Raw genomic sequence first — 24,774 nt, forward strand, 5'->3', positions numbered from 1 at the left:
GCCCGGCCATGGCCGGCTGGGAGGTCTTCGCCCTGCGCTATGCCGTGCATGAGCGCCGGGCCTTCGAGAACTTCATCCGTGCGCCCGATCCGCACGACGCGCCCATGCCCATGGACTATTTCGTCTGGGTCGTGCGGCGCGGCGGGCGGGTCGTCGTGGTCGACACCGGCTTCACTCCCGAGGGCGGGGCGCGGCGCGGTCGCACCCTGATCCGCCCCGTCGAGGCCGCGCTGCGGCAACTCGGCGTCGACCCCGGGGCGGTGGAGGACGTGGTCATCACGCATCTCCACTATGACCATGCCGGCAATCTCGATCTCTTCCCGAAGGCGCGTTTCCACCTTCAGGATGCGGAGATGGGCTTCGCGACCGGTCGCCACATGTGCCAGGCCTGCCTCCGCTACCCCTTCGACGTCGAGGATGTCGTGAGGATGGTGCGTGCGGTCTATGCCGAGCGCGTCGTCTTCCATGACGGCGATGTCGAGATCGACGAGGGGCTGAGCCTTCACAAGGTCGGCGGCCACAGCGCCGGCCTGCAGATGGTCCGCGTCGAGACCGCGCGCGGCCCGCTGGTGCTCGCCAGCGATGCCGCCCATTTCATGGCCAATATCGAGCGGCAGAACCCGTTCCCGATCTTCTTCGATCTGGGGGCGCTGGCGCAGGGCTGGCGCGCCGCGCGCCGCCTCGCGGGTGCGGAGGAGCGCATCATCGCCGGTCACGATCCATTGGTGCGGGAGCTCTATCCCGCCGTCGAGGGCTCGGAGGGCGAGACGGTGGCGCTCCACCTGCCGCCGCTGCGCTAGTCAGCGCGGCCCTCCGACATGGGCCAGCGCCGCCAGCAGATGCGGGCGGAACAGGTCCGCGTGCTCGCACATCGGGAAATGGCCGAGCCCCTCCATGACGCGCAGAGCGGCGCCGGGGATGAGCGCGGCGAGCTTCGCCCCGTCCTCCGGCGTCGCCGAGTAGTCATAGGTGCCGCAGAGCAGCGAGACCGGCGTCCGCGCCGCGTCGATGCGGGGCGCGACCTGCGCGCCATCGAACTCGTCGGAATAGAAGGCGAGGTCGCCGGCATAGATTTCGGGCGCGCCCTGCGAATAGATCCAGGCGGCCCGGCGCCGGCTGTCGAGCGGGCTCGTCGGGCTCATCAGCCCGCGCACGAAGGCGGCGTTGTGCAGTCCTGCATGGACGCCGACATGGTGCTGGAACGGGTTGCGCCGCCCCTTCGAGCGGAAGGGCGGCTCGATCGCGATGACGCCCGCGACGAGATCGGGCCGCTCCGCCGCCAGCAGCAGAGCGAGCGCCGCGCCCATCGAGCCGCCGGCGACGATCGCCTTCTCGCCGATGACCCGCTCGATGATCGCCGCGCACCAGCCGAGATAACGCGCGCCCGAGAGCCGATAGGGCTCGCCCTGCCAGCTGTCGGGTGGCATCGAGCGGCCATGGAAGGGCATGTCGGGCGCGATCAGGCGCCACTCTGCGGCCAGGGCGATGTCGGCGAGCTGCCCATGGAACTGGCGGGAATCGGCGCCGGCCGTGTGCAGGAACAGCACCGGCCGGCCGCTTCCGGCACTCTCGACATGAATCTCGGCTGCGCCCTCCGGAAGGGCGACCCGGTGACAGCGCCCCTCGATCTGGCTCATCCGCCGGGTGACGGAGGGCGCCGGGGCGGCAGGCGAGAGCGTGACGAGTTCGAACAGCCGTTCGATCACCGCGCGCGCCTGCGCGATCACGAGCGGGTCGCCGGAGAGGGTGAAGGCGGGATTGGCGATCGCCAGCGCCGTGAAGGCCTGGAAGCGCGGCGGCGGCGGCAGTGTCAGGAGCCTCGCCCAATCCTCTGTGGCTGCCGAGAGCACGATGTTCGGTGCCGCCGTGCCCTCGAACACCACGGCGCCGTCATCGAGCCGCAGCAGGATGTCGTCTCCCGCGCCCTCGATCCGCAGCACCGCGGCGAGGCCGGCGCCGAGCCGGCGCAGTTCGGCGTCACCGGTCGCCGCGGCGATGCGCGCCCGCAGGCCCATCAGCCGCGCGAGCCGGCGGCGAGCGCCTGGAGATGGCGGTGGATCTCGGTGTGATCGGCCTGTGCGCCGAGCCCGCTTTTGGCCGCCTCCCACAGCGCGGCCACGGACTGGATCTGCGGCAGCGGGAGTTCGAGATGATCGGCGAGATCGGCGGCGATGCGGAGATCCTTCGCCATCAGCGCCAGCGAGAAGCCCGAATTAAAGGCCTCCGAGATGACGAAGGGCTTCATCTTCACCTCGGTCGAGTTGTTACGCCCTGTGGATGCGTTGAGCACGTCGACGATCGTATCCGGCGCCAGCCCGAATTTTCCACCGACCAGCAGCGCCTCGCAGGCGGCGACCAGCCCCGCCGCAGAAACATAGTTGTTCAGCGCCTTCATCGCGTGGCCCGAGCCGATCGGCCCCGTGGCGAAGATCGACTTGCCCATCGCCGCCAGCACGGGCCGGGCGCGCTCGACCGCCTCGGCCGCTCCGCCGGCCATGATCGCGAGCGAGCCGTCGATCGCCCGCTTTACGCCGCCAGAGACGGGCGCGTCGATCAAGTGCAGGCCCAGCGGCGCGAGATCCGCCGCGAGGCCAACCGTCTCCGTCGGGGCCGAGGAGCTCATGTCGATGACGAGCGCCCCCTGGGCCAATGCATGTGCGGCGCCCGAGGCGAGCAGCACGTCGCGCACGGTCCGGCCATTGGGCAGCATGGTGATCAGGATGCCTGCGTCTTCGGCCGCCTCTTTCGCCTCGGCGAAGGCCAGGCCTCCCGCCTCGATCAGGGCCTGTCGCGGCGCCTCGGCCGGGTCGGCGCCGCGCACAGTGAAGCCGGCTGCTATCAGCCGTCGCACCATCGGCAGGCCCATCTGGCCGAGTCCGATGAAGGCGATGGGGGCAGGGGGGCTGGCGCTGTCAGGCATGGATCGATCCTCCGGCGTCGCGCCAAGGGCGGCGCGGCGTCCGGCGGATTTCTGGGCGCTATCAGACAATCTGTCAATTCGCGGCGTCAGCCGCGGCGAGGCTCGCGCTCGAGCACGGCGAGCGCGACCTTCGCCGCCATCGCGATGTGATGCCGGCAGGCCTGATCGGCGCGGGCTCCGTCGCGGGCCGCGATGGCCTCATAGATTGCCTCGATCTCGGCGACGCTGTCGTCGAGCCGGCCCTGCTGCGTCATCGAGGTGAAGCGCAGCAGGGTGATGCGGTTGTGCAGCATCGTCAGCGACTGCTTGACGAAGATGTTGCCCGCCCCCTCCATCAGCACGCTGTAGAAGCGCGTCTTGGCCGCCACGAGTTGGGCGCGGTCGCCGTCGCGGGCCGCCTGCCGGAAGCCGGCCACGGCCTGCTTCAGCTCGGCGAGGGCCTCCTCGCTGCCCTGTTCGGCGAAAGCGCGCCCGGCGAAGCCTTCCAGCAGCGCCCGGACGTCATAGAGCTGGCGGGCCTCGTCGAAATTGATCGAGGAGACCTCGGGCCCGCGATGGGGCACGGTGACGACGAGCCCCTCGGCCTCGAGCTGCCTCAGCGCCTCGCGCACCGAGGTCCGGCCGACGCCGATCTGCTCGCAGAGTTCGCGCTCGACGAGCCGCTGGCCCGGCCGGAAATGCCCGGAGGCGATCGCTTCCCGGATCCGGTCCTCCACCAGGAGACGCAGCGTGGCCGCCTGCCGCGGGATGCGAAGGTTCATCTCGTTCATGACGAACACATTGCCGGGCGCGGGCACGCCGTCAATCTCCACGCTTGACCCCAGGACTGTCAGATTGTCTGATGGCAGGCAATTCAGCAAAAAATCTTCACGGGAGGATTCATGAAAACGCTTCTGCTCGGCCTGGCGGCCGCGGTCACGCTGGCGATCGCACCCGCCGCGGCGCAGACCTATCCGGCCCGTCCGGTGACGATGCTCGTGCCCTTCGCACCGGGCGGCACCACCGATGTGCTCGCCCGCATCCTCGCCGAGGAGATGGGCAAGGCGCTCGGCCAGAACGTCATTGTCGAGAATGTCGGCGGCGCCGGGGGGCGAATCGGCACGGAACGGGTGACCCGCGGCGAGCCGGACGGATACACCGTGCTGTTCGGCAATATGGGCCCGATGGCCGCCAGCCGGGCGCTGTTCAAGGACCAGCGCTACGATCCCCGCACTGATCTCGCCCCCATCGGGCTGGTCGCCGACGTGCCGATGGTGATCGCGGCGAGCAAGAAGAGCGGGGTCGCCGACCTCAAGGCTTTCGTCGCCCGGGTCAAGGAGCAGGGCGACAAGGTGACCTTCGGCACGGCGGGCTTCGGCGCGACCTCGGATCTGGCGCCCCGGCTCTTGCTTCACCTGTCGGGGCTGAAGGCGACGATCGTGCCCTACAAGGGCGCGGGGCCGGCGATCCAGGATCTGCTCGGTGGCTTCGTCGACGGCGTCATCGACCAGACGGCGACCTTGCTGCCGCTGCATGCCGCCGGTTCCGTGACGGCTCTGGCGGTGACCGGCGACAGCCGCCTGCCGCAGGCGCCGGACGTGCCGACCTTCGCGGAGGCCGGCCTTCCCGATTTCGGCATGAAGGTCTGGAACGCGCTCGCCGTCCACAAGGACACCAGCCCCGCCATCGTGGCGCGCCTGGTCGCCGCGCTGGACACCAGCCTCTCCTCCGACTTCGTCGCCAAGCGCTTCGAGGGGCTGGCCGTGCCGGTTCCTCCGGCCGCCATCCGCGGCCCCGCGCATCTGGGCCAACTGGTGAAAGCCGAGGTTGAGCGCTGGGAGGCGGTGCTGAAGGACGTGCCGAAGCAGTAGCAGGGGCGGCGGGGCGGGCTTCGCGCCGGCCCGCGCCCGACCCGCTGCGCGCGCAACCGCCACCCGCCCGCAGCCCGGTTACGACCGGGCTGCCGGGCCACTAGAGTCGCACCACCGACCGCGTCGGCTGCCGGGCCGATCGCAGGCCCTGGGCGCGGTCGCCAGGAGCGCCTTCGCCATGATCCCGAAAGACCCGGATACCGAGTTCCAGCCGCACACCTCGCATTGGGGCGTGTTCTCCGCCCGCATGCGCGATGGCGCGCTGGAGGTGCGGCCTCATCCGGGCGATCCCGATCCCAACCGGATCATCGACAACTTCCCCGCCGCTTTGCGCCACCGCGCCCGGATCGCCCGGCCGATGGTGCGCCGTGGCTGGCTCGAGAACGGGCCCGGCCCGGATTCGCGCCGCGGGTCGGACGACTATGTCGCGATGAGCTGGTCCGAGGTGCTGGACAGGCTCGGCGGCGAACTGCGGCGCCTCCGCGACGGCCCTGGCCCGCAGGCGATCTTCGGCGGCTCCTATGGCTGGGCCAGCGCCGGGCGTTTCCATCACGCCCAGAGCCAGATCCACCGCTTCCTCAACACTGCCTGCGGCGGCTATGTGAAATCGGTCAACAGCTACTCCTCGGGCTCGTCCCAGGTGCTGGTGCCCCATATCATCGGCGACTACGAGGATCTGACGAAGCGCAACGTCTCCTGGGAGCAGGCGGCGCAGCACAGCGAGATCGTGCTCGCCTTCGGCGGCATGGCGCTGAAGAACTCGATGGTCGCGGGCGGCAGCGTCAGCCAGCATGTCGAGCGCGGCGCCATGGAGCGGGCTGCGGACCGCGGCTGCGCGTTCGTGCTGGTCAGCCCGCTGCGCTCCGATCTGCCCGACGAAGCGAAGGCAGAATGGCTGCCGGTGACGCCGGGCAGCGACACGGCCCTGATGATGGCGCTGGTCCATACCCTCGTCGCCGAGGGACGGCACGACCGCGCCTTCCTCGAGCGCTGCACCGTCGGCTGGCCGGTGTTCGAGCGCTATCTGATGGGCGAGACCGACGGCATCGCCAAGGATGCGGCCTGGGCGGCGCCGCTCACCGGCGTCGCGGCGGACGAGATCGTCGCGCTGGCGCGCCGGCTGCACGGACGGCGCGCGCTGATCGTGGTCGCCCATGCGCTGCAGCGCGCCGAGCATGGCGAGCAGCCCGTCTGGATGGGCATGGTGCTCGCCGCCGCGCTCGGCCAGATCGGCCTGCCGGGCGGCGGCTACGGCTATGCGCTCGGCGCGATCGCCTATTACGGCCGGCGTTTCAACGCGGTGCCGGTGCCGACCTTCTCGCAGGGGCGCAACGGCGTCAGCGACTTCATCCCGGTCGCGCGCATCGCCGACATGCTGCTCAACCCCGGCGGCAGCTACCGCTACAACGGCCAGACCCGAAGCTACCCCGAGATCAAGCTGGTCTACTGGGCCGGCGGCAACCCCTTCCATCACCATCAGGACCTCAACCGCCTGCGCCGCGCCTTCGCCCGGCTCGACACGCTGGTCGTCCACGAACTGGCCTGGACGGCGACCGCCCGTCATGCAGATGTGGTTCTTCCATGCACCATGACGCTGGAACGCGAGGACATCGGCGCCAGCTCGAACGACCCGCTGCTCTTGCCGATGCGCCCGGTCGCGGCGCCGTTCGGCGAGGCGCGCGACGATTACGCCATCTTCGCCGATCTGGCCGAACGGCTCGGTGCACGCGAGGCGTTCACCGAGGGCCGCAGCGTGCGGCAGTGGCTGGAGCATCTCTACGAGCCCACCCGCCAGGCGCTGGCGGCGATGGGCCGGCCGGCACCGGACTTCGCCGCGTTCTGGGCCGGGGAGGGCATCGACCTGCCGCAACTCGCCGACGATGGCGGGCGGCTACGCGCTTTCCGCGACGACCCCGAGGGCCGGCCGCTGCCGACGCCGAGCGGCAGGCTCGAGATCGCCAGCGAAACCATCGCCGGCTACGGCGAGCCGGATTGCCCGGGGCATCCGACCTGGCTCGGCCCGATCGCCGTTCCCGACGCGGCCGCCCCCTTCGTGCTGATCGCCAACCAGCCCCGCACGCGCCTGCACAGCCAGTTCGACTTCGGCGGCCACAGCGACGGCGCCAAGCGGCGCGGTCGCGAGGTCGCGAGCCTGCACCCGGAGGATGCGGCGCAGCTCGGCCTGGCGGAGGGTGACGTCGCCCGGCTGTTCAACGAACGCGGCGCCTGCCTCGCCGCCGTGCGGCTGACCGACGGCATCCGTCGCGGCGTGGTCCAGCTCCCGACCGGCGCCTGGTACGACCCCGCCGATCCGAGCGAGGAGAAGTCGCTCTGCGTGCACGGCAATCCCAATGTGCTGACGCGCGACATCGGCACCTCGGCGCTGGCGCAGGGCTGCACGGGCCAGCTCACCACCGTGCAGATCGAGCGCTACACCGGCAATCTGCCGCCGATCCAGGCCCACGACCCACCGCGCGCGGCCTGAGCGCGAACGAGCGCAGCAAAACGGCAGCAGGCTGCCGCGCGCCCGTCAGCTGACGCGACGGGTGCGATGGCCTCGAGCGCGGCCGCGCGATGACCCGCTCGCGTCGGCCACCCTCATTTCTCGACGTCGAGGGTCGCCCAGCCGCTGGGCCGGTTCGTCGGCGGCAGGCTGGCCCGGTCGGTCTGCGACCGCAGGATATGCGCCTTGGCGAGCATATGGGCGGTCACCGGGGCGGTCAGGAACAGGAAGATGGTGATCAGCAGTTCGTGGAACGAGATATGATCGCCCGCGATCGCGAAATACAGCATCGAGGCGATCAGCAGCGAACCGATGCCGAGCGTCGTCGACTTGGAGGGCCCGTGCAGGCGCCGCATCAGGTCGGGCAGCTTCGCCAGCCCGAACGAGCCGACGAGCAGGAAGAAGGCTCCGATGAGAATCAAGGCCGTGACGGCCGCTTCGCCGATCCAGTACATGCTGCGTGTCCTATTCGATCACATTGCCACGGAGCAGATATTTGCAGAACGCCACGGTCGTCACGAAGCCGACCATGGCGATCAGCATCGCGGCTTCGAAATAGATCGTCGTGCCGTAATAGATGCCCAGCAGCACGATCAGCCCGATCGCGTTGATGACCATCGTGTCCAGCGCGAGGACGCGGTCGGTGACGTCGGGGCCGATCGCGAGCCGGTACAGATTGAGCAGAATGGCGAGGCTGGTGGCAGCCAGCGCGATCAGACAGGCGGTTGCGATCATTCGAAGATCCTCTTCAGGCGGCGCTCGTAGCGCTGCTTGATCTGGGCGATCGTCGCCTCCGCTTCGTCGGTCTCCAGGCAATGCACGAGCAGGGCGCGGCCGTCGGCGCTGACATCGGCCGAGACCGTGCCGGGCGTCATCGTGATCGTCCCCGCGAGCACGGTGATCGCCTCCGGCGACTTCAGGTCGAGCGGCAGGGTGATGAAGCGCGAGTGCAGGCTGTCGCCGCGGCGGAACAGGATGAGCGACGCGACCTGGATGTTGGAGACGACGATGTCCCAGAGCACGACCAGCATGAACTCGATCATCATCAGCGGCGCACCCACGCGCGGGCGCCCCGGCCAGTAGGCGCTGGTGGCGAGCGGAATCAGGATGCCCAGGATCAGCCCCAGCACGAGATGGCCGAAGGTCACCTCATTGGCGAGCAGGACCCAGACCGCGACGATCCAGACCGACAGCAGAGGGTGGGGGAACACGCGCAGAGCCATGGCCTAATTCCCCCCCGTGCCGGCGCCGGCGGTGGGCGACAGCACCGCGCGGACATAGCCGGCCTTGTCGAGCAGCTGATCCGACGTCGCCGCAAAGGCGCGGGTGAACGGGCCGGCGCCCAGCGACAGCGTCGCCGTGGCCGCCAGCAGCAGGGCGATGACGACGAACGGCACGAGGGTGATCCCGGTCAGGCCGGGCGCCTTCGCGACTGCCGCTCCGCCCGCAGACGGAACCGGCTCGGTGTTGTTCCAGAAGATCATCGAGCCGGCGCGCGCATAGCCGATCATCATCAGCAGGCTCGCGCCGAGCATGACCGCCCAGATCAGCGGTGCCTGCGGCGCCTGGCGCGTCGCGTCGAGGATCAGCAGCTTGCCGATGAAGCCCGACAAGGGCGGCATCCCGACCATGGCGATGGCCCCGAGAAAGAACATCGCCCCCAGCAGCGTCTCGTTGGCGATCGCCGGCGCGGGTTCGAGCCTGTCGAGGTGCTGGCCGCGCCGCTGCGAGATCACGTCGACGAGCAGGAACAGGGCGGCGCCCGTCAGGGTGCTGTGCACGAGGTAGGAGAGCGCCGCCGTCGTGCCGGGACCGTCGAACAGCCCCACCGCGATCAGCAGATTGCCCATCGAGGCGACGACGGAGAAGCAGACGAGATCGCGCAGATTGCGACTGGCGAGCACGCCGATGGCGCCGACGATCAGCGTGACGATTGCCGCCGGAATCACGATCGGCGCGACCATGGCGGCCAGCGGCCCCGCATCCGCGCCGAAGATCAGCCCGTAGACGCGGATGATCGCATAGGCGCCGACCTTGGTCATGATCATGAACATGGCCGCGGCCGGCGCGGATGTCGCCGCATAGGCGCTGGGCAGCCACCAGTGCAGCGGCACCAGCGCCGCCTTGGTCGCGAAGACCGCAAACAGCAGCATCGCTCCTGTCTTCAGCAGCGCCTGGTCGTCCGCGGACACGGCCGCGACCTTGCCCGCCAGATCGGCCATGTTGAGCGTGCCGGTGATCGCGTAGATCAGGCCGACGCCGAACAGGAACAGCGTCGAGGCGATCAGGTTGATCGCGACATAGTGGAAGCCCGCCTTCAGCCGCGGTGCGCCGCCGCCATGCAGCATCAGCCCATAGGAGGCGATCAGCATGACCTCGAAGAAGACGAACAGGTTGAACAGGTCGCCTGTCAGGAAGGCGCCGTTGACGCCGAGCAGCTGGAACTGCAGCAGGGCATGGAAATGCCGCCCGCGCTTGTCCCAGCCGGCACAGGCATAGACCGCCACCATCAGCGCCAGCGCCGCACTGAGCAGCAGCATGATGGCCGACAGCCGGTCGAGCACGAGCACGATGCCGAAGGGGGCCGGCCAGTTGCCGAGGAAATAAGCCCGCGGCGTCCCGTCGCCGGCGAGCACGAGCAGGCCGATGGCCAGGGCCAGCGCCAGAATGGTGGAGGCGACCGAGACGACGCGCTGATGCTTGAGGTGATGGGGCAGCGCCAGGATCAGCAGCGCTGCCGTCATCGCCGGCAGAACCGTGGGCAGAACGATCCAGTTGTTCATGATGGCAGCGGAGCCTTGTCTTCGTCGGTCCGGACCCGGGCCGCGTCGCCCTCGCCGGACACAGCGAGATCGACCTCGTCGCTTCCCGACTCCAGGAAGCCGCGCAGGGCGAGCACCACGATCAGGGCCGTCATGCCGAAGGAAATGACGATCGCGGTGAGGACGAGCGCCTGCGGCAGCGGGTCGGTGTAGGCTGAAGCCAGCGCGCTGATGACCGGCGGCTGGTTGATCGTCAGGCGGCCCATCGCGAACAGGAAGAGGTTCACCGCGTAGGTCAGGAAGGTCAGTCCGAGAATGACTGGGAAGGTCCGTGCGCGCAGCAGGAGGTAAATCCCCACCGCCGTCATCACGCCCGTGGCGCTGGCGACAAGCAGTTCCACGTCAGACCTCCTTCGCCACGGCCGTGTCGGCGTCGAGCACGATGTCCATCGGATGGTCGGTGGCGGGCGAGCGCTCGGCGCGCTGCTGGACACGCGAGATCTGCGACAGCGACAAAAGCACCGCACCGACGACGGCGAGGAAGACGCCGAGATCGAAGGCCATCGCCGTCGCCAGTTCGAACGTCCCGACCAGCGGCAGCGAGAAATAGTCGAAAGAGCTGGTCAGGAAGGGGCGCCCGAACACGAAGGAACCGATGCCGGTCAGGCCGGCGATGACGATGCCGGCCCCGATCATCGCCTGGGAGTCGAGGCGGGCGCGGGCATTAGCCCAGACATAGCCGCTGGCCATGTACTGCATGATCAGCGCCATCGCGACGACGAGACCGGCGATGAAGCCGCCGCCCGGCAGGTTGTGCCCGCGCAGGAAGATGTAGACGCCCACCGTCAGCGCCAGCGGCAGCAGCGCCCGCGTCGCCACCACCAGCATCAGGGGGTGGGCGTCGCGAGCCTCTTCCGCGAAACGGATGCTCGCCAGCCGGCGCGCCGCGGGTCGTCCGAAGGGGTGGTCCAGCAGCGCGAAGATCGCCAGCGCGGCGATGCCGAGCACGATGATCTCGCCAAAGGTATCGAAGCCGCGGAAGTCGACCAGGATGACGTTGACGACATTGGTGCCGCCGCCCCCGGGCTTCGACTGCTCCAGATGATAGGTGGAGATGGTCTCGAAGCCCCGCGTCATCACGGCATAGACCAGTCCCGCGGCACCGAGGCCCGCCACCGTCGCGATGCCCGCATCGCGCCAGCGCAAGGCGAGGCTGCTCTGTTTCGGCGTCGTCTTCGGCAGCAGATTTAGGGCCAGGAGCAGCAGCACGGTCGTGACCACGTCGACGGAGATCTGGGTCAGCGCGAGATCCGGCGCCGAGAACTGCAGGAAGGCGAGCGAGACGACCAGGCCGACGACGCTCGTCAGGATCAGCGCAAAGACGCGATCATGGTGGCGCAGCGCCGCCACAAGGCTGGCCCCGACGAGTGCGAACCAGGCCACGACAGCCGGCAGCGACATCGGCAGCGTGGCCCGCGCGCCGCCCCCATGCGAGGCGCTCCAGAACCCGCCGGCCGCCAGCACGAGCACGGCGGCGAGGATGACGACGAAATAGAGCTGCAGTGATCCGGTATGAGAGCGCGCGATGCTCCAGCCGGCCCCCGCCACCAGCCGGCGGATGACGCGATCGAACAGTGTCTTCGCATCGGGGCGCGGCAGGGACAGACGGAAAGCCTCGACTCGGCGATAGGCGAGGAACAGGGCCGTGCCGGCGATGAGCGCCGCGATGCTGACCAGCAGGGCCGGTGTGACCCCGTGCCAGAGCGCGAGGTAATAGGAGGGCAGCGGACCGCCGATGACGGCCATCGCCGTGCGCGCGACGATCGGCCCGGCGATCAGCGCCGGCAGGAGCCCGATCGCCACCACCAGCACGACGAGCACCGCAACCGGCAGCCACATGCCCGCCGGCGGATCATGCGGGTGGGCGGGGTAGTCGTGCCGCTGCGGGCCGAAGAAGACGGCGACCGCCAGCCTGACCGAGTAGGCGACCGAAAACAGCGTCGCCAGACCGACCAGCACGGGGAACAGCCAGGGAATGCCGGCATAGGAGGTCTGCAGGGCCTGCTCGAGCATCATCTCCTTGGACAGGAAGCCATTCAGCGGCGCGATGCCTGCCATCGACGCAGAGGCGATCAGCACCAGCGTCGCGGTGATCGGCATCAGCGTCATGAGACCGCCGAGCCGCCGGATGTCGCGCGTGCCGGTCTCGTGGTCGACGATGCCGGCGCCCATGAAGAGAGCCGCCTTGAAGGTGGCGTGATTGAGGATGTGGAACGTGGCGGCCACCGCCGCCATCGGCGTCCCGAAGCCCAGCAGCATCGTCATCAGCCCGAGATGGCTGACGGTGGAGAACGCCAGCAGCCCCTTGAGGTCATCCTTGAAGATCGCGATCCAGGCCGCGACCAGCATGGTGACGAGACCCACGGGCGCCACGATCAGGAACCAGGCATCGGTGCCGGCCAGCACCGGCCACAGGCGCGCCAGCAGGAAGACGCCGGCCTTCACCATCGTGGCTGAATGCAGATAGGCCGACACCGGCGTCGGCGCCGCCATCGCATGCGGCAGCCAGAAGTGGAACGGGAACTGGGCCGATTTTGTGAAGGCGCCGCCTAGGATGAGCAGCAGCATCGGCAGATAGAGGGGAGAGGCCTTGATCAGATCGCCTCGCTGCAGGATGACCGACAGGTCGTAGGATCCGGCGATGTTGCCCAGCATCAGCATGCCGGCGATCAGCAGCAGCCCGCCGCCGCCGGTGACGACCAGCGCCATCCGTGCGCCCTGCCGCGCCTCGGGCAGGTGCCGCCAATAGCCGATCAGCAGGAACGAGGTCAGGCTGGTCAGTTCCCAGAACACCAGCAGGAGCAGGATGTTGTCGGACAGGACGACACCGACCATCGCGCCCTGGAACAGCAGCAGATAGGCGTAGAAGCGCCCCATCGGGTCGTTGCGGCTGAGGTAATAACGCGCGTAGACGATCACCAGCAGGCCGATGCCGAGGATCATCGTGGCGAAGAACAGGCCGAGGCCGTCGATGAAGAACGAGAACGACAGCCCGAGCTGCGGCAGCCAGTCCAGCCGCGCCTGGACGATCTCGCCACGATAGACGGCCGGCGCATGCGACAGCAGCAGCGCGAGGGCGAGCAACGTCGCCAGGCCCGTCACCACGGCGCAGACATTCCGGCCAGAGCGGATCGTCAACGGAGGAAAGACCGCGGCGAAGAACGGCACCAGCGGGATCAGCCACAGATTCATATAACAACGGCCCCGTCGATCATCGTCGCGACTTTATAGACAGTAATTGGCTCTTTTAGCATTTGTCGAGATATAGCATGGCAGCCGGGCTCAATATTGTGAAACGTAGCGACATGATCCGGTCGGCCCTGATGGTGTTGGGCTGCCCATCGCGGCTGCGATCAGTGAATCCGCGAGAATGGCCTCGCCCCGACGGCAGTCCCGCGAGGGACCGACAGCCCCGAGCGGTGTGAAGGGAAATTGGTCGGCGAACGGCATGCGGTCCGTGCGGGAAGCCCGACGCAGCGAACAATCAAGAGCAGTGGCGCACGATGGCCTCAGGGTCGGCATAGGGCACGAGTCTCCGCGCTGGCGGCCCGACCGGCGCAGTACCTGCCCCGTCCGCTCGGAGGACGAAGCACCCGGTAGGCGTATACGATCGATGGCTGAAGCCTGCAACAGGCGCGACGAGCCGCTCGCCGCCGCCCCATGAACATGGGCTGTCGCCGCAGGCTGCCCCCGGCTAGGATCAACCGGCCCTGACAGGAGCGGGACCGGCCGTGGCGGGGCACCGGCGTCAGGGCAGGGGGGTAGGCGGCGGATGATCGAGGTGCTGCTCGTCGAGGATGACGCGCCGACGCGCTGGCGCCTCCAGGACGCGCTGGGGGCGACCGAAGAATTCGCCGTCACCGCCGCCGCGACCGTCATGGAGGCCCGGGCCCGCCTGTCGGAAGCGGCGCCGCGCGTGCTGCTGACCGATCTGCAACTGCCCGACGGCCATGGCCTCGACCTGATCCGGGAGACGCGGCAGCGCCATCCCGAGACGGAGATCATGGTGATCTCGATCCTCGGGGACGAGGAGAGCGTGATCGCCGCGATCCGCCAGGGCGCCACCGGCTATCTCCTGAAAGATGCCTTCCCGCCCGACATCGCAGCGACCGTGCGCGATCTCGTCGCCGGCCATTCGCCGATCTCCGCATCGATCGCGCGCTTCATCGTGCGGCGTACCCAGGCGCAGCCCGCCATGGCCCCAGCCCCGGCCCCCCAGGGGCTCAACACGGCACGGCTGACGCCGCGCGAGATCGACATCCTCTGGGGCATCGCCAAGGGCTTCAGCTATGCCGACATCGCCGGGCATCTTGGCCTGTCGCGGCAGACGGTGCCCGGCCACATCAAGAACATCTACCGCAAGCTCGAGGTCAATACGCGCGGCGAAGCGGTGTTTGAGGCGCTGCAGCAGGGTCTGATCCGGCTGTGAGCGAGGCGCCGGCTGGCCGGGAGGCGCTCGCGGCGCCCGCGAGCGCGCCGCGGACGGCGCTGTGGCTGGGGGCCTATCTCGCGCTGCAGTCCGTCGTTGTCGGGCTCTGCCTGCTGCTCGCCGCGCTGCCGGCGCCCGAGCCGCCGGCGCGCTACGCGCTGACGCAGGCGCGGCTCGAGCCGGCCGGACGCACCGTGCAACTGCCGCACCATCTCGATGTGCGCTTCACCATGGACGATCCGCCGCTGTTCAGGCTGAGCTTCGAGGGTCCGGCCCTGGAGGGGGACGCGTGGGCGGTGATGCTGCCCCGCTTCACCAACGGGGTCGTGGTCGCCGTCAACGGCGTCGCGATGATCGACAGCCGCCGCACTCCCTCGGCCAATCGGCCGGACCGCAGCACGCCGGAGATCGCGGTCGTCCCCTCCGTGCTGCTGCGCCCTGGTGTCAACGAAATCACGGTCCGGCTCCTGGTCTGGGGGCCGCTGACCGGTTTCCTCGACCGGGTCTATGTCGGCCCGGACGCAGCACTGCGGCCGGCCTATGAGCGGCGGGTGCTGCTCTTCGAGACGCTTCCTGTGGTTCTGGCAGCTTGGCAGAGCATCCTGGCCGTCATCCTCGGCATGATGTGGCTGATGCGGCGGCACGAGCCGGAATATGGAGCGCTCGCCGCCTCGATGGCGCTCGGCGTGACTCAGACCTTCATCTCCGCGCCGAGCGGGCAGTCGCTTTATGGCGGGCTCAATGCCGTGCTGATCGCATCGGCACCGCTCGAGAGCGCCTTCGCTGTGGTGTTCTTCGTTCTCTTCCTGGGGCTCAGGCTGCCGCGGGCCGCAGCACTGCTGTTCCTGCCGGGGCTGATCATCACCGTCGTGGGCCTGTTGGCTGGTCCCGTGCCGGTTCGCAGACTTTATCTCCTGCTTGGGCCGTTCACCGTTATGTTCTGTCTCGTTTTGACGGCGGTGATCATCGCGCTCGTTTTCCTGCGGCGGCGTGACATGATCACCCTCGTGCTCGGGAGCGCGGTGACGGTGGTCCTATTCTTCTGGGCCTTTGATATCTTCTCGATCCTCGATGTCGCGTCGGACCGGCGGATCTTCTTCTCGCGCATCTCCTACTCGGCCATGGTGATCGCGATCGGCATCGGCCTCACCTGGCGCTTCGCCCGTGCCCTGAATCAGGTCGACGGCTTCGCGTCGCGCATGGTCACGCTCGTGCGCGAGGCGGAGGACAAGCTGCGAGCGACCCTGGCGCGGGACGAGGAGCGGGCGCGGGCCGTGGCGCTGGCGGACGAGCGGACGCGGCTGATGCGCGACCTGCATGACGGACTCGGCGGCCAGCTCGTGAGCATCGTCGCGCTGAGCGAGCGCCAGCGAGCTGAGCCGATCGGTGAGGCGGCGCGGGCCGCGCTGAAGGATCTGCGCCTCGTGATCGACGCCATGGATGATATCGGCGGGGATCTGATGCTGGCGCTCGGAGCCTGGCGGGAGCGGATCGCGGCGCAGTTGCGAGCCCACAGCATTGCGCTGGCGTGGCGGGTGCTGACGCCCCAGGGGCTGCCCCTTCATCCCGAGCTGCGGCCGGGCCACGTCATCCAGATCCTGCGCCTGCTCGACGAGGCCGTGACCAATGCGGTCAAGCATGCCGGTGCCGGCACGATCACGGTCGCGATCGAGACCGTCGCCACGGCGGACGGTCATCGCGGCCGCATCAGCGTACGGGACGACGGCCGGGGCTTCGAAGCGCCGGCCGGCAGCCAGACCCCGCCCCTGGCCGGACGGGGCCTCGCCAATATGCGCCGACGGGCGGAACGCTGCGGCGCGCAGCTCGCGATCGTCTCCGGTCCGGAGGGCACATGCGTGACGCTCGACCTTCCGGGCCGCTTCGCCGATCTCGACGCACCCCGGGATTGAGCGGCGTTAGAAGCGCCCGACGCGGTTAACCGGGCCGCCGCGATTGGCGGGCGTGCCACGGCGGACGCCGCGATAGGGCGTCGCGACCGCGCGGGCGGCCGGAGCGGCAACCACGGGCGCACCGACCACGACCGGCGCAGGGCGGACCACGACCGGAGCGGGGCGCGCGACGCAGCCCTTCGGCACGCCCACCGTCTTGCAATAGACGACCGCCTCGGCCGGCGCGGCGCCCAGCGTCAGGCCCGCCAGCGCGGCGAGTGCCGCGAGGCCGAGGCCGCTGCGCGTGAAATGTGGAATGCGAACCATGGTCTGGTGCTCCCTATATTGCGCGTCTGCGGCCCGGCCGGACGACCTTGCGCTTGCGACGTCGCTGCAATCTGAGACTGTTCGTCCGCCATTGGTATCCCATGAAAATGGGGTGGCGGGGTCCCACCCGTGATGGCGTGATGCGTTTGGCTGACGCATTGTAAGCAGAGATGCGGGTGGCCGGAGGGAAAGGGCTCCATGCCGGGGGAACCAGCCATGCCTGCCGCCGCGGCGGAGGCTCTCCGCAGCGGAATCGCGCCGCTCGATGCGGTGCGGCGCCTCTTCGAGATCGCCGATCGCGAGATCGTTACGGCCCTGACGGTTCTGCCTTCGCTGCCGCGCGAGATGGCGGCCGTGGCCGAACGGGGCTGGCCGGAATGGGCGGCGACGCTGCCGCGCACTCTCGGGGTCTGCCTCATCGTCGCGCTCGCCTATGTCGCAACGCGCAGTGCGCTGGCGCAAGTCCGGCTGCGGACCGGAGCGGCCCGCAGCGCGCTTGCAGGGATGACGGGCCTCGCCGGCCTCGAAATCCTGGCGCTGCTGGCGGCGGCGCTGGCGGGACGCGTGCTGCTGGTGCGAGGGCTCGGCATCCTGCCGGGCTCCGAGGCGCTGCCGCGCGACATGGTCATCGCGCTGGTGCGCTGGCTGATGGGGCTGACGCTGCTGATCATCCTCTTCCAGCCCGCGATGAAGCGCTTCCGGCTGGCACGGGTCGACGACGCGGGCGCGCGCAAGGCGGTGCGCCGCTTCGCCATCCTGTTCGCGCTCGCCCATCTGCACGCGGTCCTGCTCGCCGCCGCACAGCGGGCGGGCCTGAGCGGCGACGCCGCCAAGCTGATCTCCAGCCTCGTCGCCGCCGCGTTGACGGTAGGAGCGGTCCAGACGTTCATTTCGCTGGGGCGCCACGGCATCGGCGCGGGGGCGAAGCTGCTGGCGATCGGGTTCAGCGGGCTTGCCCTCGTCTTCTGGCTCTGGGGCTGGGTGAGTGGCGCCTTCGCGCTCTATCACGGCGCCGTCGGGACGATCGTGGTGCTGCTGCTGGCGCTCACGCTCGACCGGGCGGTGGCCGTCAGTATCCGCGATTCGCGCCAGCCGTCCGAGATGCGGCAGCTCTTCGTGCTGCGCGTGGTCATCGACAGCCTCGCCGCGGTGATGATCCTGCGGATCGGTCTCGAATTCTGGCTGGTCGGATCCTTCGGTTGGCTCCCGGCCGATGGCGGGCAGATGCTCGGCTACCGGCTTAACTTCGCGTCGATCGTGTTCGTGCTGGGGGCCACCTGCGCCGCGCTCGTTCATGTCTGGACCGAGGCGGCGCTCACACCGACGGAAGCCGCCGGCACGGCGCAGGAGCGGGATGCGCGCCTCGCCCGGCTCTCGACGGTGTTGCCGATCCTGCGAGCCACCACGATCACGCTCATCTGCGTGGTGTTCTCGCTGGTCGGACTCTCGGCGCTCGGCGTCGACATCACCCCGCTGATGGCAGGCGCCGGCATCGTCGGCCTCGCGATCAGCTTCGGCTCGCAGGCTCTGGTCAAGGATATCGTTTCGGGGGTGTTCCATATCGTCGACGACGTCTTCCGGATCGGCGAATCGGTCGAGGTCGGTGACCGGCGCGGCCTCGTCGAGCAGATCAACCTTCGCAGCATCCGCCTGCGCGAGGACGATGGCCGGCTCCACACCATTCCGCTCGGCGAACTCGGGGCGGTCACCAATCACAGCCGCAAGCTGGTGCGCCTGAGCGTCACCGTCGCGCTCGACCGCGCGCCGGATCGCAACGACATCATGCTGTTCACGCGTCAGGCCGCTGCCGCCCTGCGCAGCGAGACGCCGATCCGTCAGGCCATCGTCGGCGACATCGCAGCCAAGCTTGACCAGCCCGCGGAGAGCGAGAGCGCCTCGCTGGTGCTTGCGTTCAGCATCGGGGCCGCGAGCGCCGAGCGTGGCCGGGCGCTGATCCAGCGGCTGGTCGAGGAGGCGATCGACGAGCTCGCCATACCCGGCATCCGCCGCAGCGTCACCGTCACGACGGATGCGCTGTCGAGTGCCGTGCCCGTTGCGGAGGCCGGACCCCGGGCTGCCGCATGAGCGCTCCCCATGAACATGGCATGGGCGGGAGCGGCGCATCGCGCCATGGTCAGGAGGCTCGCCGGTCACGCGACCGCGGCGCGGTTTCCACCCGAGAAAGGATCGACCCATGAAGACATCGACACTGTTCGCCTGCGCTTTCCTCGTCGCGGGCACGTCCTTGGCCGGCGCCCAGTCGGGCCCGACGCGCGCCGAACAGATGGCTTGCCGCTCGGACGCGCAGAAGCTCTGCGCCTCCTTCATTGGCCAGCCGCAGCCGATGAATGGCTGCCTGCGCAACAACAAGGCCAAACTCTCCGCCGATTGCCGCAAGGTTGTCGAGGCGCGCGGCGGCTGACCGGCTCCGGTCGATCGACGAAGGCGGCTGGGGGAAACATGCCGATGCGGAGCAGGTCGGGCCGGATGATACTGATGGGGACCGCGCTGCTGGCGCTGGCGGCAGGGGGCTGCGCCGGGCTTGGCCGCGGTTTGCTGGTGCCGGTGGCAAAGCTGCCAGCCGAGGGCAAGACCCGCACGGTGCTGGCGGTGACGACACGGAGCCCGGCTCCCGATCAGCCGGGGCACCTCTTCTCGGGCGAGCGCGGCGATAAAGCGCGCTATGCCAGCCTGATCCTGTCGCTGCCGAAGGGGCGGGCGCCGGGCTCGGTTCCCACCAATCCCGAGAGCCCCGACCCTGACAAGCATATCGCGCTCATCGCGGCGCGCGAACTCGACGCCGACGGTTTCGCCGGGTTCGCGCGCAGTGAGCTGAAGACGCGGCGCCGGGCGCTGGTCTTCACTCATGGCTACAACACCCAGTTCGACGAGGCGGTCGTGCGCCTCGCCCAGATCGTCGACGACACCGGCTATGGCGGATTGCCCGTCTTGTTCAGTTGGCCCTCGCGCGGCGAGGTCCGCGACTATGGCTACGACAAGGATTCCGCGAATTTCAGCCGGGACGCGATGGCTGAGCTGCTGGCGCGGCTGGCGCGCGATCCGGGTATCGACGGCATCGATGTCTTCGCTCATTCGATGGGCAACTGGCTGACGCTGGAATCGCTGCGCCAACTCGCCATTGCCAAGGATGAAAAGACGCTGGCGCGGCTGGGGACGATCGTGCTGGCCGCGCCCGATGTCGACATGGATGTGTTCCGCACCCAGATCGCGCGGCTGCGGCCGCTCACGTCCCGCATCGTGCTTTATGCCTCAAGGGACGATTATGCGCTGGGCCTGTCGCGGCGCCTGTTCGGCGGCAAGATCCGCGCGGGCGAAAACACCGATCTCGGCCAGTTCCGCGGTCTCGGCATCGAGGCCCATGATCTGTCAGCGGTTGCTGGCGGCGTTGGCCGCAACCACAACAAGGCGTTTGGGGACGGCACCACCATCGCGACAATCGGACGGGCGATCGCCAGCGGAGCTGGGTCTGGCCGGCAGGAGGGATCCTCCCTGAACGAGCGCATCGAGACCTTCGGCCGCTCCGTGACGCTTTTGGGCGATGCCCTCATCCCCGGTCCACCCCTGTGAGGATCCCGGTGACCAACCACTCCATCTTCTCCCGGCTGACGGCCGTGTCCGCGCTGCTGGGCCTCGCCGCCGTGCTGGCCGGTTGCAACGAGAAGCCGGCCGCCTCCGCGCCGCCTCCGGCCGAGGTCCGCGTGGCAGCGCCGGTCGCGCGGCCGGTGACGCGTTATCTCGAACTCACCGGCCAGACCGCGGCAGCGAAGCGGGTCGATCTCGTCGCGCGGGTCTCGGGCACGCTCAGCGAGATCCGCTACAGCGACGGCGCCGCCGTGAAGCAGGGCGACGTGCTCTTCGTGATCGAGCCGGACAATTACCGGCTGAGCCTGCAATTGGCCGAGGCGGCCGAGGCGCAGCAGAAGGCCCTGCTGGTCCAGGCCGAGGCCGATCTCGCCCGCCAGAAGCAACTCGCCCAGCGACAGGCCGCCTCGGAGGCTGCGCTCGACAGCGCCCAGAGCCGGCGCGATTCGACAGCCGCTGCCCGCGAGCAAGCCGCCGCCCAGGTGGCGCAGGCAAAGCTCAACCTTGCTTATACGGAGGTGAAGGCGCCCTTCGACGGCATCGTCTCCGCACATCTCGTCGACCAGGGGGCGCTGGTCGGCGTCGGCGGGCCGACGCTGCTGGCCTCGATCGTCCAGAGCGATCCGATCAAGGTGCACTTCTCGCTCGACGAGCAGACCGTGCTGCGGATCCGCGAGGCGATGCGCCAGCGCGGCCTGACGCTCGCCGGGCTCGGCAGCATCCCGGTGGAAATCGGGCTCGACACCGATACCGGCTATCCGCATCTCGGCCAGCTCGACTATGTCGCGCCGGAACTCGACATGGCCAGCGGCACGCTGGCGGTGCGTGCCTCCCTGCCGAATCCGAAAGGCGTGCTGCTGCCGGGCCTCTATGTCCGCGTGCGGCTGCCGCTGCAGAAGGACGTGCCGTCCCTGCTGGTGCCGGAGGCGGCGCTCGGCGCAAGCCAGACCGGGCGCTATGTGCTGGTCGTCAACGGGCAGGACGTCGTCGAGCAGCGCGCGGTCGAGACCGGCGAGGCGAGCGAGGGGGGACTGCGGGTCATCCGCGCCGGGCTCTCGGCTGGCGACCGCGTCGTCGTCGGCCTGATGCAGAACGCCATCCCCGGCAGCCGGGTGCGCCCCGTCACCGACGTCGCGAAGGCCGCGCGCTGATGGCCAAGTTCTTCATCGAGCGGCCGGTCCTGGCCAATGTCATCGCGGTCCTGATCGTCATCCTCGGGCTGGTGGCGCTGCTGCGTCTGCCGGTCTCGCAATATCCCAATGTCGTGCCGCCGACGGTGCAGGTCACGGCGCGCTATCCCGGCGCGAGCGCGGCCGTGATCGCGCGCGAGGTCGCGCTGCCGATCGAGCAGAAGGTCAACGGCGTCGAGGGCATGATCTACATGTCCTCGACCAGCACCAGCGACGGCCTCTACACGCTGACCGTGACCTTCGCGATCGGCACCGACGCCGACAAGGCGCAGATCCTGGTGCAGAACCGCGTTGCCGCGGCGCTGCCGCAGCTGCCCTCCGTGGTCCAGACGCAAGGGGTGCAGACCAACAAGCGCTCGACCGCGATCCTCCAGATCGTCGCGCTGACCTCCGACCGGGCCGGGCATGACAGCCTATTCCTGTCGAATTTCGCGACGCTGAACCTGCTCGACGAGATCGCGCGGCTGCCCGGCGTCGGCGCCGTCAACGTCTTCGGCGCCGGGCAATACGCGATGCGGATCTGGCTCGATCCGCAGAAGATGCAGCTGCGCGGGCTGCTCCCGGCGGACATCGTCAACGCGGTCAACCAGCAGAACCGCTCGGTCGCCTCCGGCCAACTCGGCACGGCGCCGACGGCCGGCGACCAGGCCTTCCAGACGACGCTGCTGACGCCCGGCCGGCTCGACGAGGTGGAGGCTTTCGAGGCGATCATCGTGCGCGCCGACGGCAACCGCATCACCCGTCTGCGTGACGTCGCCCGCGTCGAGCTCGGCGCTCAGGCCTATGGCCAGGATTTCCGGCTGAACGGCCAACCCTCGGCCGGGCTCGCCATCTTCCAGCTGCCGGAGGCGAATGCGCTCGAGGTGGCGAAGCTCGTGCGGGCGCGGATGACAGTGCTCTCGGCGCGTTTTCCCGAAGGCATCGGCTGGAGCGTGCCCTTCGACACGACGCGCTTCGTCGAGGCCTCGCTCGGCGCGGTCTACAAGACGCTGGTCGAGGCGGCCGTACTGGTGCTGCTGGTGATCCTGATCTTCCTGCAGGACTGGCGCGCGACGCTGGTGCCGGCGACCACCGTGCCGGTGACGATCATCGGCGCCTTCGCGGCGATGGCGGCGCTGGGCTTCACCGTCAACATCTCGACATTGCTGGCGGTCGTGCTCGCCATCGGCATCGTCGTCGACGACGCCATCGTCGTGGTCGAGGGCGCCGCCCATCACATGGAGCGGGGCCTGAGCCCGCATGACGCGACGGTGCGGGCGATGGAGGAGCTGATCGGCCCGATCATGGGCATCACGCTCGTGCTGATGGCGGTGTTCCTGCCCGCCGCCTTCCTGCCGGGGCTGAGCGGCGAGATCTACCAGCAATTCGCCCTGGTGATTGCCGCCACCGCGCTGATCAGCGCCGTCAACGCGGTCACGCTGAAGCCGGCGCAATGCGCGCTCTGGCTGCGGGCGCCCAAGCCCGTGGCGCAGCGCGCCTGGATCTACCGGATGTTCGAGCGCGGCTACGGCGCCTGCGAGCGGGCCTATGTGCGGCTGGTGCGCCGGCTCGTGGCGCGCAGCGCGGCGGTCTTCACGGTGACGCTTCTGCTCGTCGGGGCGTCCGTCTATGCGCTGAGCCGCATCCCGACCTCCTTCCTGCCGGTCGAGGACCAGGGCTACATGCTGGTCACGGTGCAATTGCCGGACGGGGCTTCGCTGTCGCGCACGACGGCGGCCCTCGATGAGGTCACCAGGCGCGCGCGCGCCGTGCCGGGCGTGGACAAAGTCATCGCCATCGCCGGCCTGGCGGCGCTGAACGACAATGCCAGCCTCGCCAATGCCGGCGTCGCCTATGTAATGCTGACCGACTGGAAGGCGCGCAAGAAGGGCGAGGATCTGCTCGGCCTCTATGGCGCGCTGAACCGGGCGATGGCCGATCTCGAAGACGGGGCCGCGCTGGTGCTGCCGCCGCCGCCGATCCAGGGCATCGGCAACGCCTCGGGCTTCACCATGAAGGTCGAGCTGCGTGACGGCAGCTTCGACTATGCCAAGCTGCAGCGCCTCGCCGACGCCATCGCCGAGCGGGCCCGCGCGCAGAACAGCTTCCAGGCGGCGCGCAACACCTTCAGCGCCCAGGCGCCGCAGGTGGAACTCGCCATCGACCGCACCAAGGCGGAAGCACTGGGCGTTTCCTTCGGCGCCGCGACCGACGCGCTCGGCGCCTATGTCGGCTCGGCCTATGTCGGCCAGTTCAGCAAGGGCGGACGCGTCTTCCAGGTCTTCGTCCAGGCCCAGGCCGAGGCGCGCATGGAAGCCGCTGGGCTGCGGACGCTGAAGCTGCGCGCCAAGAGCGGCGAGATGGTGCCGCTCGGCGCCATCGCCGACATCCGCCCGACGATCGGGCCGTCGCTGATCAGCTTCCACAACCTTTACCCGGCGGCGACGCTGATCGGCGCGCCCAACCGCGACGTCAGCTCGGGGGAGGGGCTCGACATCCTGGCCGAGATCGCCCGCCAGATGCTGCCGCCCGGCACGGGCTATGAGTGGGCGGCGCTCTCCTATCAGGAGAAGGAGTTGGCCGGGCAGGTCTTCGTCGTCTACGGCTTGAGCCTTCTGCTGGTCTATCTGGTGCTGGCCGGGCAGTATGAGAGCTGGATCGCACCGCTCGGCATCATCCTATCCGTGCCGCTGGCGCTTCTGGGCACGGCGGGGGCGATGCTGGCGCTCGGGCTTTCCAGCAATCTCTACACCCAGATCGGGCTCGTGCTGCTGATCGCGCTCTCGGCCAAGAACGCCATCCTGATCGTCGGCTTCGCCCGCGACCTGCATCTGAAGCAGGCGATGCCGCTTATGGAGGCAGCGGTCGAGGCGGCGCGCCTGCGGTTGCGGCCGATCGTGATGACCTCGCTCGCCTTCATTCTCGGGCTGGTGCCGCTGGTCCTGGCGAGCGGCGCAGGCGCCAACGCCCAGAAATCCATCGGCTTCGCCACGCTCACCGGGATGATCGGCTCGACGCTGCTGACCGTCGTGGTCGTGCCCTCGGTCTTCGTCGTGCTGCAGCGGCTGGAGAGCCGGTGGCGCGGCGGCAGCGATGCCGCGCCGGTGGTGCACCAGCCGGCGCATGGCGCCGGGCACCGCTGACGGCCTCGGTCCATGTTCGGGACGGATGCGATTGCGCTCGGCCCCGACGTGGATGCTTGCGCTACCTCAGGACTGCGGGCGCCACCCCCTGCCGACCCCGCTTGCCGGGTAAATTTCCT

Annotated in this window: 20 protein-coding genes; 10 read left to right on the top strand and 10 right to left on the bottom strand. The window is 69.3% G+C overall.

Features of this window, described 5'->3' with window-relative positions; translation table 11 throughout:
* The first annotated feature begins 8 nt into the window (after positions 1–8).
* Entirely contained in the window at positions 9–800 is a 792-nt protein-coding gene (locus SJY11_RS14285) for an N-acyl homoserine lactonase family protein (protein ID WP_376987248.1), read from the top strand.
* On the opposite strand, the gene SJY11_RS14290 is transcribed toward SJY11_RS14285, so the two are convergent.
* The 3 genes from SJY11_RS14290 to SJY11_RS14300 all read right to left on the bottom strand — a co-directional run bounded on the left by SJY11_RS14290 (position 801) and on the right by SJY11_RS14300 (position 3,690).
* On the bottom strand, positions 801–2,015 hold the full coding sequence (locus SJY11_RS14290) for an alpha/beta fold hydrolase (RefSeq protein ID WP_376987249.1): 1,215 nt from the start codon (positions 2,013–2,015) through the stop codon (positions 801–803).
* Positions 2,015–2,920, bottom strand: a complete 906-nt coding sequence (locus SJY11_RS14295) for an NAD(P)-dependent oxidoreductase (RefSeq protein WP_376987250.1) — start codon at positions 2,918–2,920, stop codon at positions 2,015–2,017. The genes SJY11_RS14290 and SJY11_RS14295 overlap by 1 nt, the downstream gene beginning before the upstream one ends.
* An 86-nt stretch (positions 2,921–3,006) precedes the next feature.
* Positions 3,007–3,690, bottom strand: coding sequence for a GntR family transcriptional regulator (locus SJY11_RS14300; protein ID WP_376989329.1), 684 nt, complete (start codon positions 3,688–3,690; stop codon positions 3,007–3,009).
* Between the two features lie 111 nt (positions 3,691–3,801).
* On the opposite strand from SJY11_RS14300, the gene SJY11_RS14305 reads away from it, so the two are divergent.
* Together SJY11_RS14305 and SJY11_RS14310 are read left to right on the top strand one after the other, a co-directional pair.
* Positions 3,802–4,770 (top strand): Bug family tripartite tricarboxylate transporter substrate binding protein, encoded by a 969-nt coding sequence (locus SJY11_RS14305; protein WP_376987251.1) that lies wholly within the window; start codon positions 3,802–3,804, stop codon positions 4,768–4,770.
* A gap of 178 nt (positions 4,771–4,948) precedes the next feature.
* The gene (locus SJY11_RS14310) at positions 4,949–7,255 is read left to right on the top strand and encodes a molybdopterin-dependent oxidoreductase (protein ID WP_376987252.1); all 2,307 of its coding nucleotides are present in this window, start codon (positions 4,949–4,951) and stop codon (positions 7,253–7,255) included.
* 113 nt (positions 7,256–7,368) lie between these two features.
* Here SJY11_RS14310 and SJY11_RS14315 read toward each other — a convergent pair whose 3' ends face one another.
* From SJY11_RS14315 to SJY11_RS14340, 6 genes are read right to left on the bottom strand one after another with little or no spacing between them, the layout of a single operon-like run.
* A complete protein-coding gene (locus SJY11_RS14315; RefSeq protein WP_376987253.1) occupies positions 7,369–7,728 on the bottom strand; it encodes a Na+/H+ antiporter subunit G in 360 nt (119 codons plus the stop codon).
* Positions 7,729–7,738: 10 nt separating this feature from the next.
* Positions 7,739–8,008 carry a K+/H+ antiporter subunit F gene (locus SJY11_RS14320; protein ID WP_376987254.1) on the bottom strand — a complete coding sequence of 90 codons (270 nt, stop codon included), beginning with the start codon at positions 8,006–8,008 and terminating at the stop codon, positions 7,739–7,741.
* The gene (locus SJY11_RS14325) at positions 8,005–8,496 is read right to left on the bottom strand and encodes a Na+/H+ antiporter subunit E (protein ID WP_376987255.1); all 492 of its coding nucleotides are present in this window, start codon (positions 8,494–8,496) and stop codon (positions 8,005–8,007) included. Before SJY11_RS14325 ends, SJY11_RS14320 begins: the two co-directional genes overlap by 4 nt.
* Positions 8,497–8,499: 3 nt before the next feature.
* A complete protein-coding gene (locus SJY11_RS14330) occupies positions 8,500–10,056 on the bottom strand; it encodes a monovalent cation/H+ antiporter subunit D (RefSeq protein WP_376987256.1) in 1,557 nt (518 codons plus the stop codon).
* A complete protein-coding gene (locus SJY11_RS14335; RefSeq protein ID WP_376987257.1) occupies positions 10,053–10,436 on the bottom strand; it encodes a Na+/H+ antiporter subunit C in 384 nt (127 codons plus the stop codon). Before SJY11_RS14335 ends, SJY11_RS14330 begins: the two co-directional genes overlap by 4 nt.
* A gap of 1 nt (position 10,437) precedes the next feature.
* Complete coding sequence (locus SJY11_RS14340; RefSeq protein ID WP_376987258.1) at positions 10,438–13,287, bottom strand: monovalent cation/H+ antiporter subunit A; 2,850 nt, start codon at positions 13,285–13,287, stop codon at positions 10,438–10,440.
* A gap of 580 nt (positions 13,288–13,867) precedes the next feature.
* Between SJY11_RS14340 and SJY11_RS14345 the strand changes: the two genes are divergently transcribed.
* Both SJY11_RS14345 and SJY11_RS14350 read left to right on the top strand, forming a co-directional pair.
* Positions 13,868–14,524 carry a response regulator gene (locus SJY11_RS14345; RefSeq protein WP_376987259.1) on the top strand — a complete coding sequence of 219 codons (657 nt, stop codon included), beginning with the start codon at positions 13,868–13,870 and terminating at the stop codon, positions 14,522–14,524.
* The gene (locus SJY11_RS14350; RefSeq protein WP_376987260.1) at positions 14,521–16,434 is read left to right on the top strand and encodes a sensor histidine kinase; all 1,914 of its coding nucleotides are present in this window, start codon (positions 14,521–14,523) and stop codon (positions 16,432–16,434) included. Before SJY11_RS14345 ends, SJY11_RS14350 begins: the two co-directional genes overlap by 4 nt.
* Before the next feature lie 6 nt (positions 16,435–16,440).
* Here SJY11_RS14350 and SJY11_RS14355 read toward each other — a convergent pair whose 3' ends face one another.
* Positions 16,441–16,740, bottom strand: a complete 300-nt coding sequence (locus SJY11_RS14355; protein ID WP_376987261.1) for a hypothetical protein — start codon at positions 16,738–16,740, stop codon at positions 16,441–16,443.
* 216 nt (positions 16,741–16,956) lie between these two features.
* Between SJY11_RS14355 and SJY11_RS14360 the strand changes: the two genes are divergently transcribed.
* From SJY11_RS14360 to SJY11_RS14380, 5 genes are all read left to right on the top strand, one after another.
* Complete coding sequence (locus SJY11_RS14360; RefSeq protein WP_376987262.1) at positions 16,957–18,825, top strand: mechanosensitive ion channel family protein; 1,869 nt, start codon at positions 16,957–16,959, stop codon at positions 18,823–18,825.
* Positions 18,826–18,934: 109 nt separating this feature from the next.
* On the top strand, positions 18,935–19,162 hold the full coding sequence (locus tag SJY11_RS14365; RefSeq protein ID WP_376987263.1) for a hypothetical protein: 228 nt from the start codon (positions 18,935–18,937) through the stop codon (positions 19,160–19,162).
* Positions 19,163–19,236: 74 nt separating this feature from the next.
* Positions 19,237–20,328, top strand: coding sequence for an alpha/beta hydrolase (locus tag SJY11_RS14370; protein ID WP_376987264.1), 1,092 nt, complete (start codon positions 19,237–19,239; stop codon positions 20,326–20,328).
* A gap of 8 nt (positions 20,329–20,336) precedes the next feature.
* Complete coding sequence (locus SJY11_RS14375; protein ID WP_376987265.1) at positions 20,337–21,494, top strand: efflux RND transporter periplasmic adaptor subunit; 1,158 nt, start codon at positions 20,337–20,339, stop codon at positions 21,492–21,494.
* Positions 21,491–24,655: an efflux RND transporter permease subunit gene (locus tag SJY11_RS14380; protein ID WP_376989330.1), complete on the top strand. Its 3,165-nt coding sequence runs from the start codon at positions 21,491–21,493 to the stop codon at positions 24,653–24,655. The genes SJY11_RS14375 and SJY11_RS14380 overlap by 4 nt, the downstream gene beginning before the upstream one ends.
* Positions 24,656–24,774: the final 119 nt, after the last annotated feature.

Source organism: Allobosea sp. R86505, from assembly GCF_042466375.1.
Classification (GTDB): Bacteria; Pseudomonadota; Alphaproteobacteria; order Rhizobiales; family Beijerinckiaceae; genus Allobosea.

Bases quoted from the DNA above. Each gene is read 5' to 3' on its own strand.
- SJY11_RS14310 (WP_376987252.1), top strand. From the start codon at position 4,949: ATGATCCCGAAAGACCCGGATACCGAGTTCCAGCCGCACACCTCGCAT.
- SJY11_RS14330 (WP_376987256.1), bottom strand. From the start codon at position 10,056: ATGAACAACTGGATCGTTCTGCCCACGGTTCTGCCGGCGATGACGGCA.
- SJY11_RS14355 (WP_376987261.1), bottom strand. From the start codon at position 16,740: ATGGTTCGCATTCCACATTTCACGCGCAGCGGCCTCGGCCTCGCGGCA.
- SJY11_RS14290 (WP_376987249.1), bottom strand. From the start codon at position 2,015: ATGGGCCTGCGGGCGCGCATCGCCGCGGCGACCGGTGACGCCGAACTG.
- SJY11_RS14370 (WP_376987264.1), top strand. From the start codon at position 19,237: ATGGGGACCGCGCTGCTGGCGCTGGCGGCAGGGGGCTGCGCCGGGCTT.
- SJY11_RS14315 (WP_376987253.1), bottom strand. From the start codon at position 7,728: ATGTACTGGATCGGCGAAGCGGCCGTCACGGCCTTGATTCTCATCGGA.
- SJY11_RS14360 (WP_376987262.1), top strand. From the start codon at position 16,957: ATGCCTGCCGCCGCGGCGGAGGCTCTCCGCAGCGGAATCGCGCCGCTC.
- SJY11_RS14285 (WP_376987248.1), top strand. From the start codon at position 9: ATGGCCGGCTGGGAGGTCTTCGCCCTGCGCTATGCCGTGCATGAGCGC.
- SJY11_RS14365 (WP_376987263.1), top strand. From the start codon at position 18,935: ATGAAGACATCGACACTGTTCGCCTGCGCTTTCCTCGTCGCGGGCACG.
- SJY11_RS14305 (WP_376987251.1), top strand. From the start codon at position 3,802: ATGAAAACGCTTCTGCTCGGCCTGGCGGCCGCGGTCACGCTGGCGATC.
- SJY11_RS14325 (WP_376987255.1), bottom strand. From the start codon at position 8,496: ATGGCTCTGCGCGTGTTCCCCCACCCTCTGCTGTCGGTCTGGATCGTC.
- SJY11_RS14340 (WP_376987258.1), bottom strand. From the start codon at position 13,287: ATGAATCTGTGGCTGATCCCGCTGGTGCCGTTCTTCGCCGCGGTCTTT.
- SJY11_RS14300 (WP_376989329.1), bottom strand. From the start codon at position 3,690: ATGAACGAGATGAACCTTCGCATCCCGCGGCAGGCGGCCACGCTGCGT.
- SJY11_RS14320 (WP_376987254.1), bottom strand. From the start codon at position 8,008: ATGATCGCAACCGCCTGTCTGATCGCGCTGGCTGCCACCAGCCTCGCC.
- SJY11_RS14295 (WP_376987250.1), bottom strand. From the start codon at position 2,920: ATGCCTGACAGCGCCAGCCCCCCTGCCCCCATCGCCTTCATCGGACTC.
- SJY11_RS14345 (WP_376987259.1), top strand. From the start codon at position 13,868: ATGATCGAGGTGCTGCTCGTCGAGGATGACGCGCCGACGCGCTGGCGC.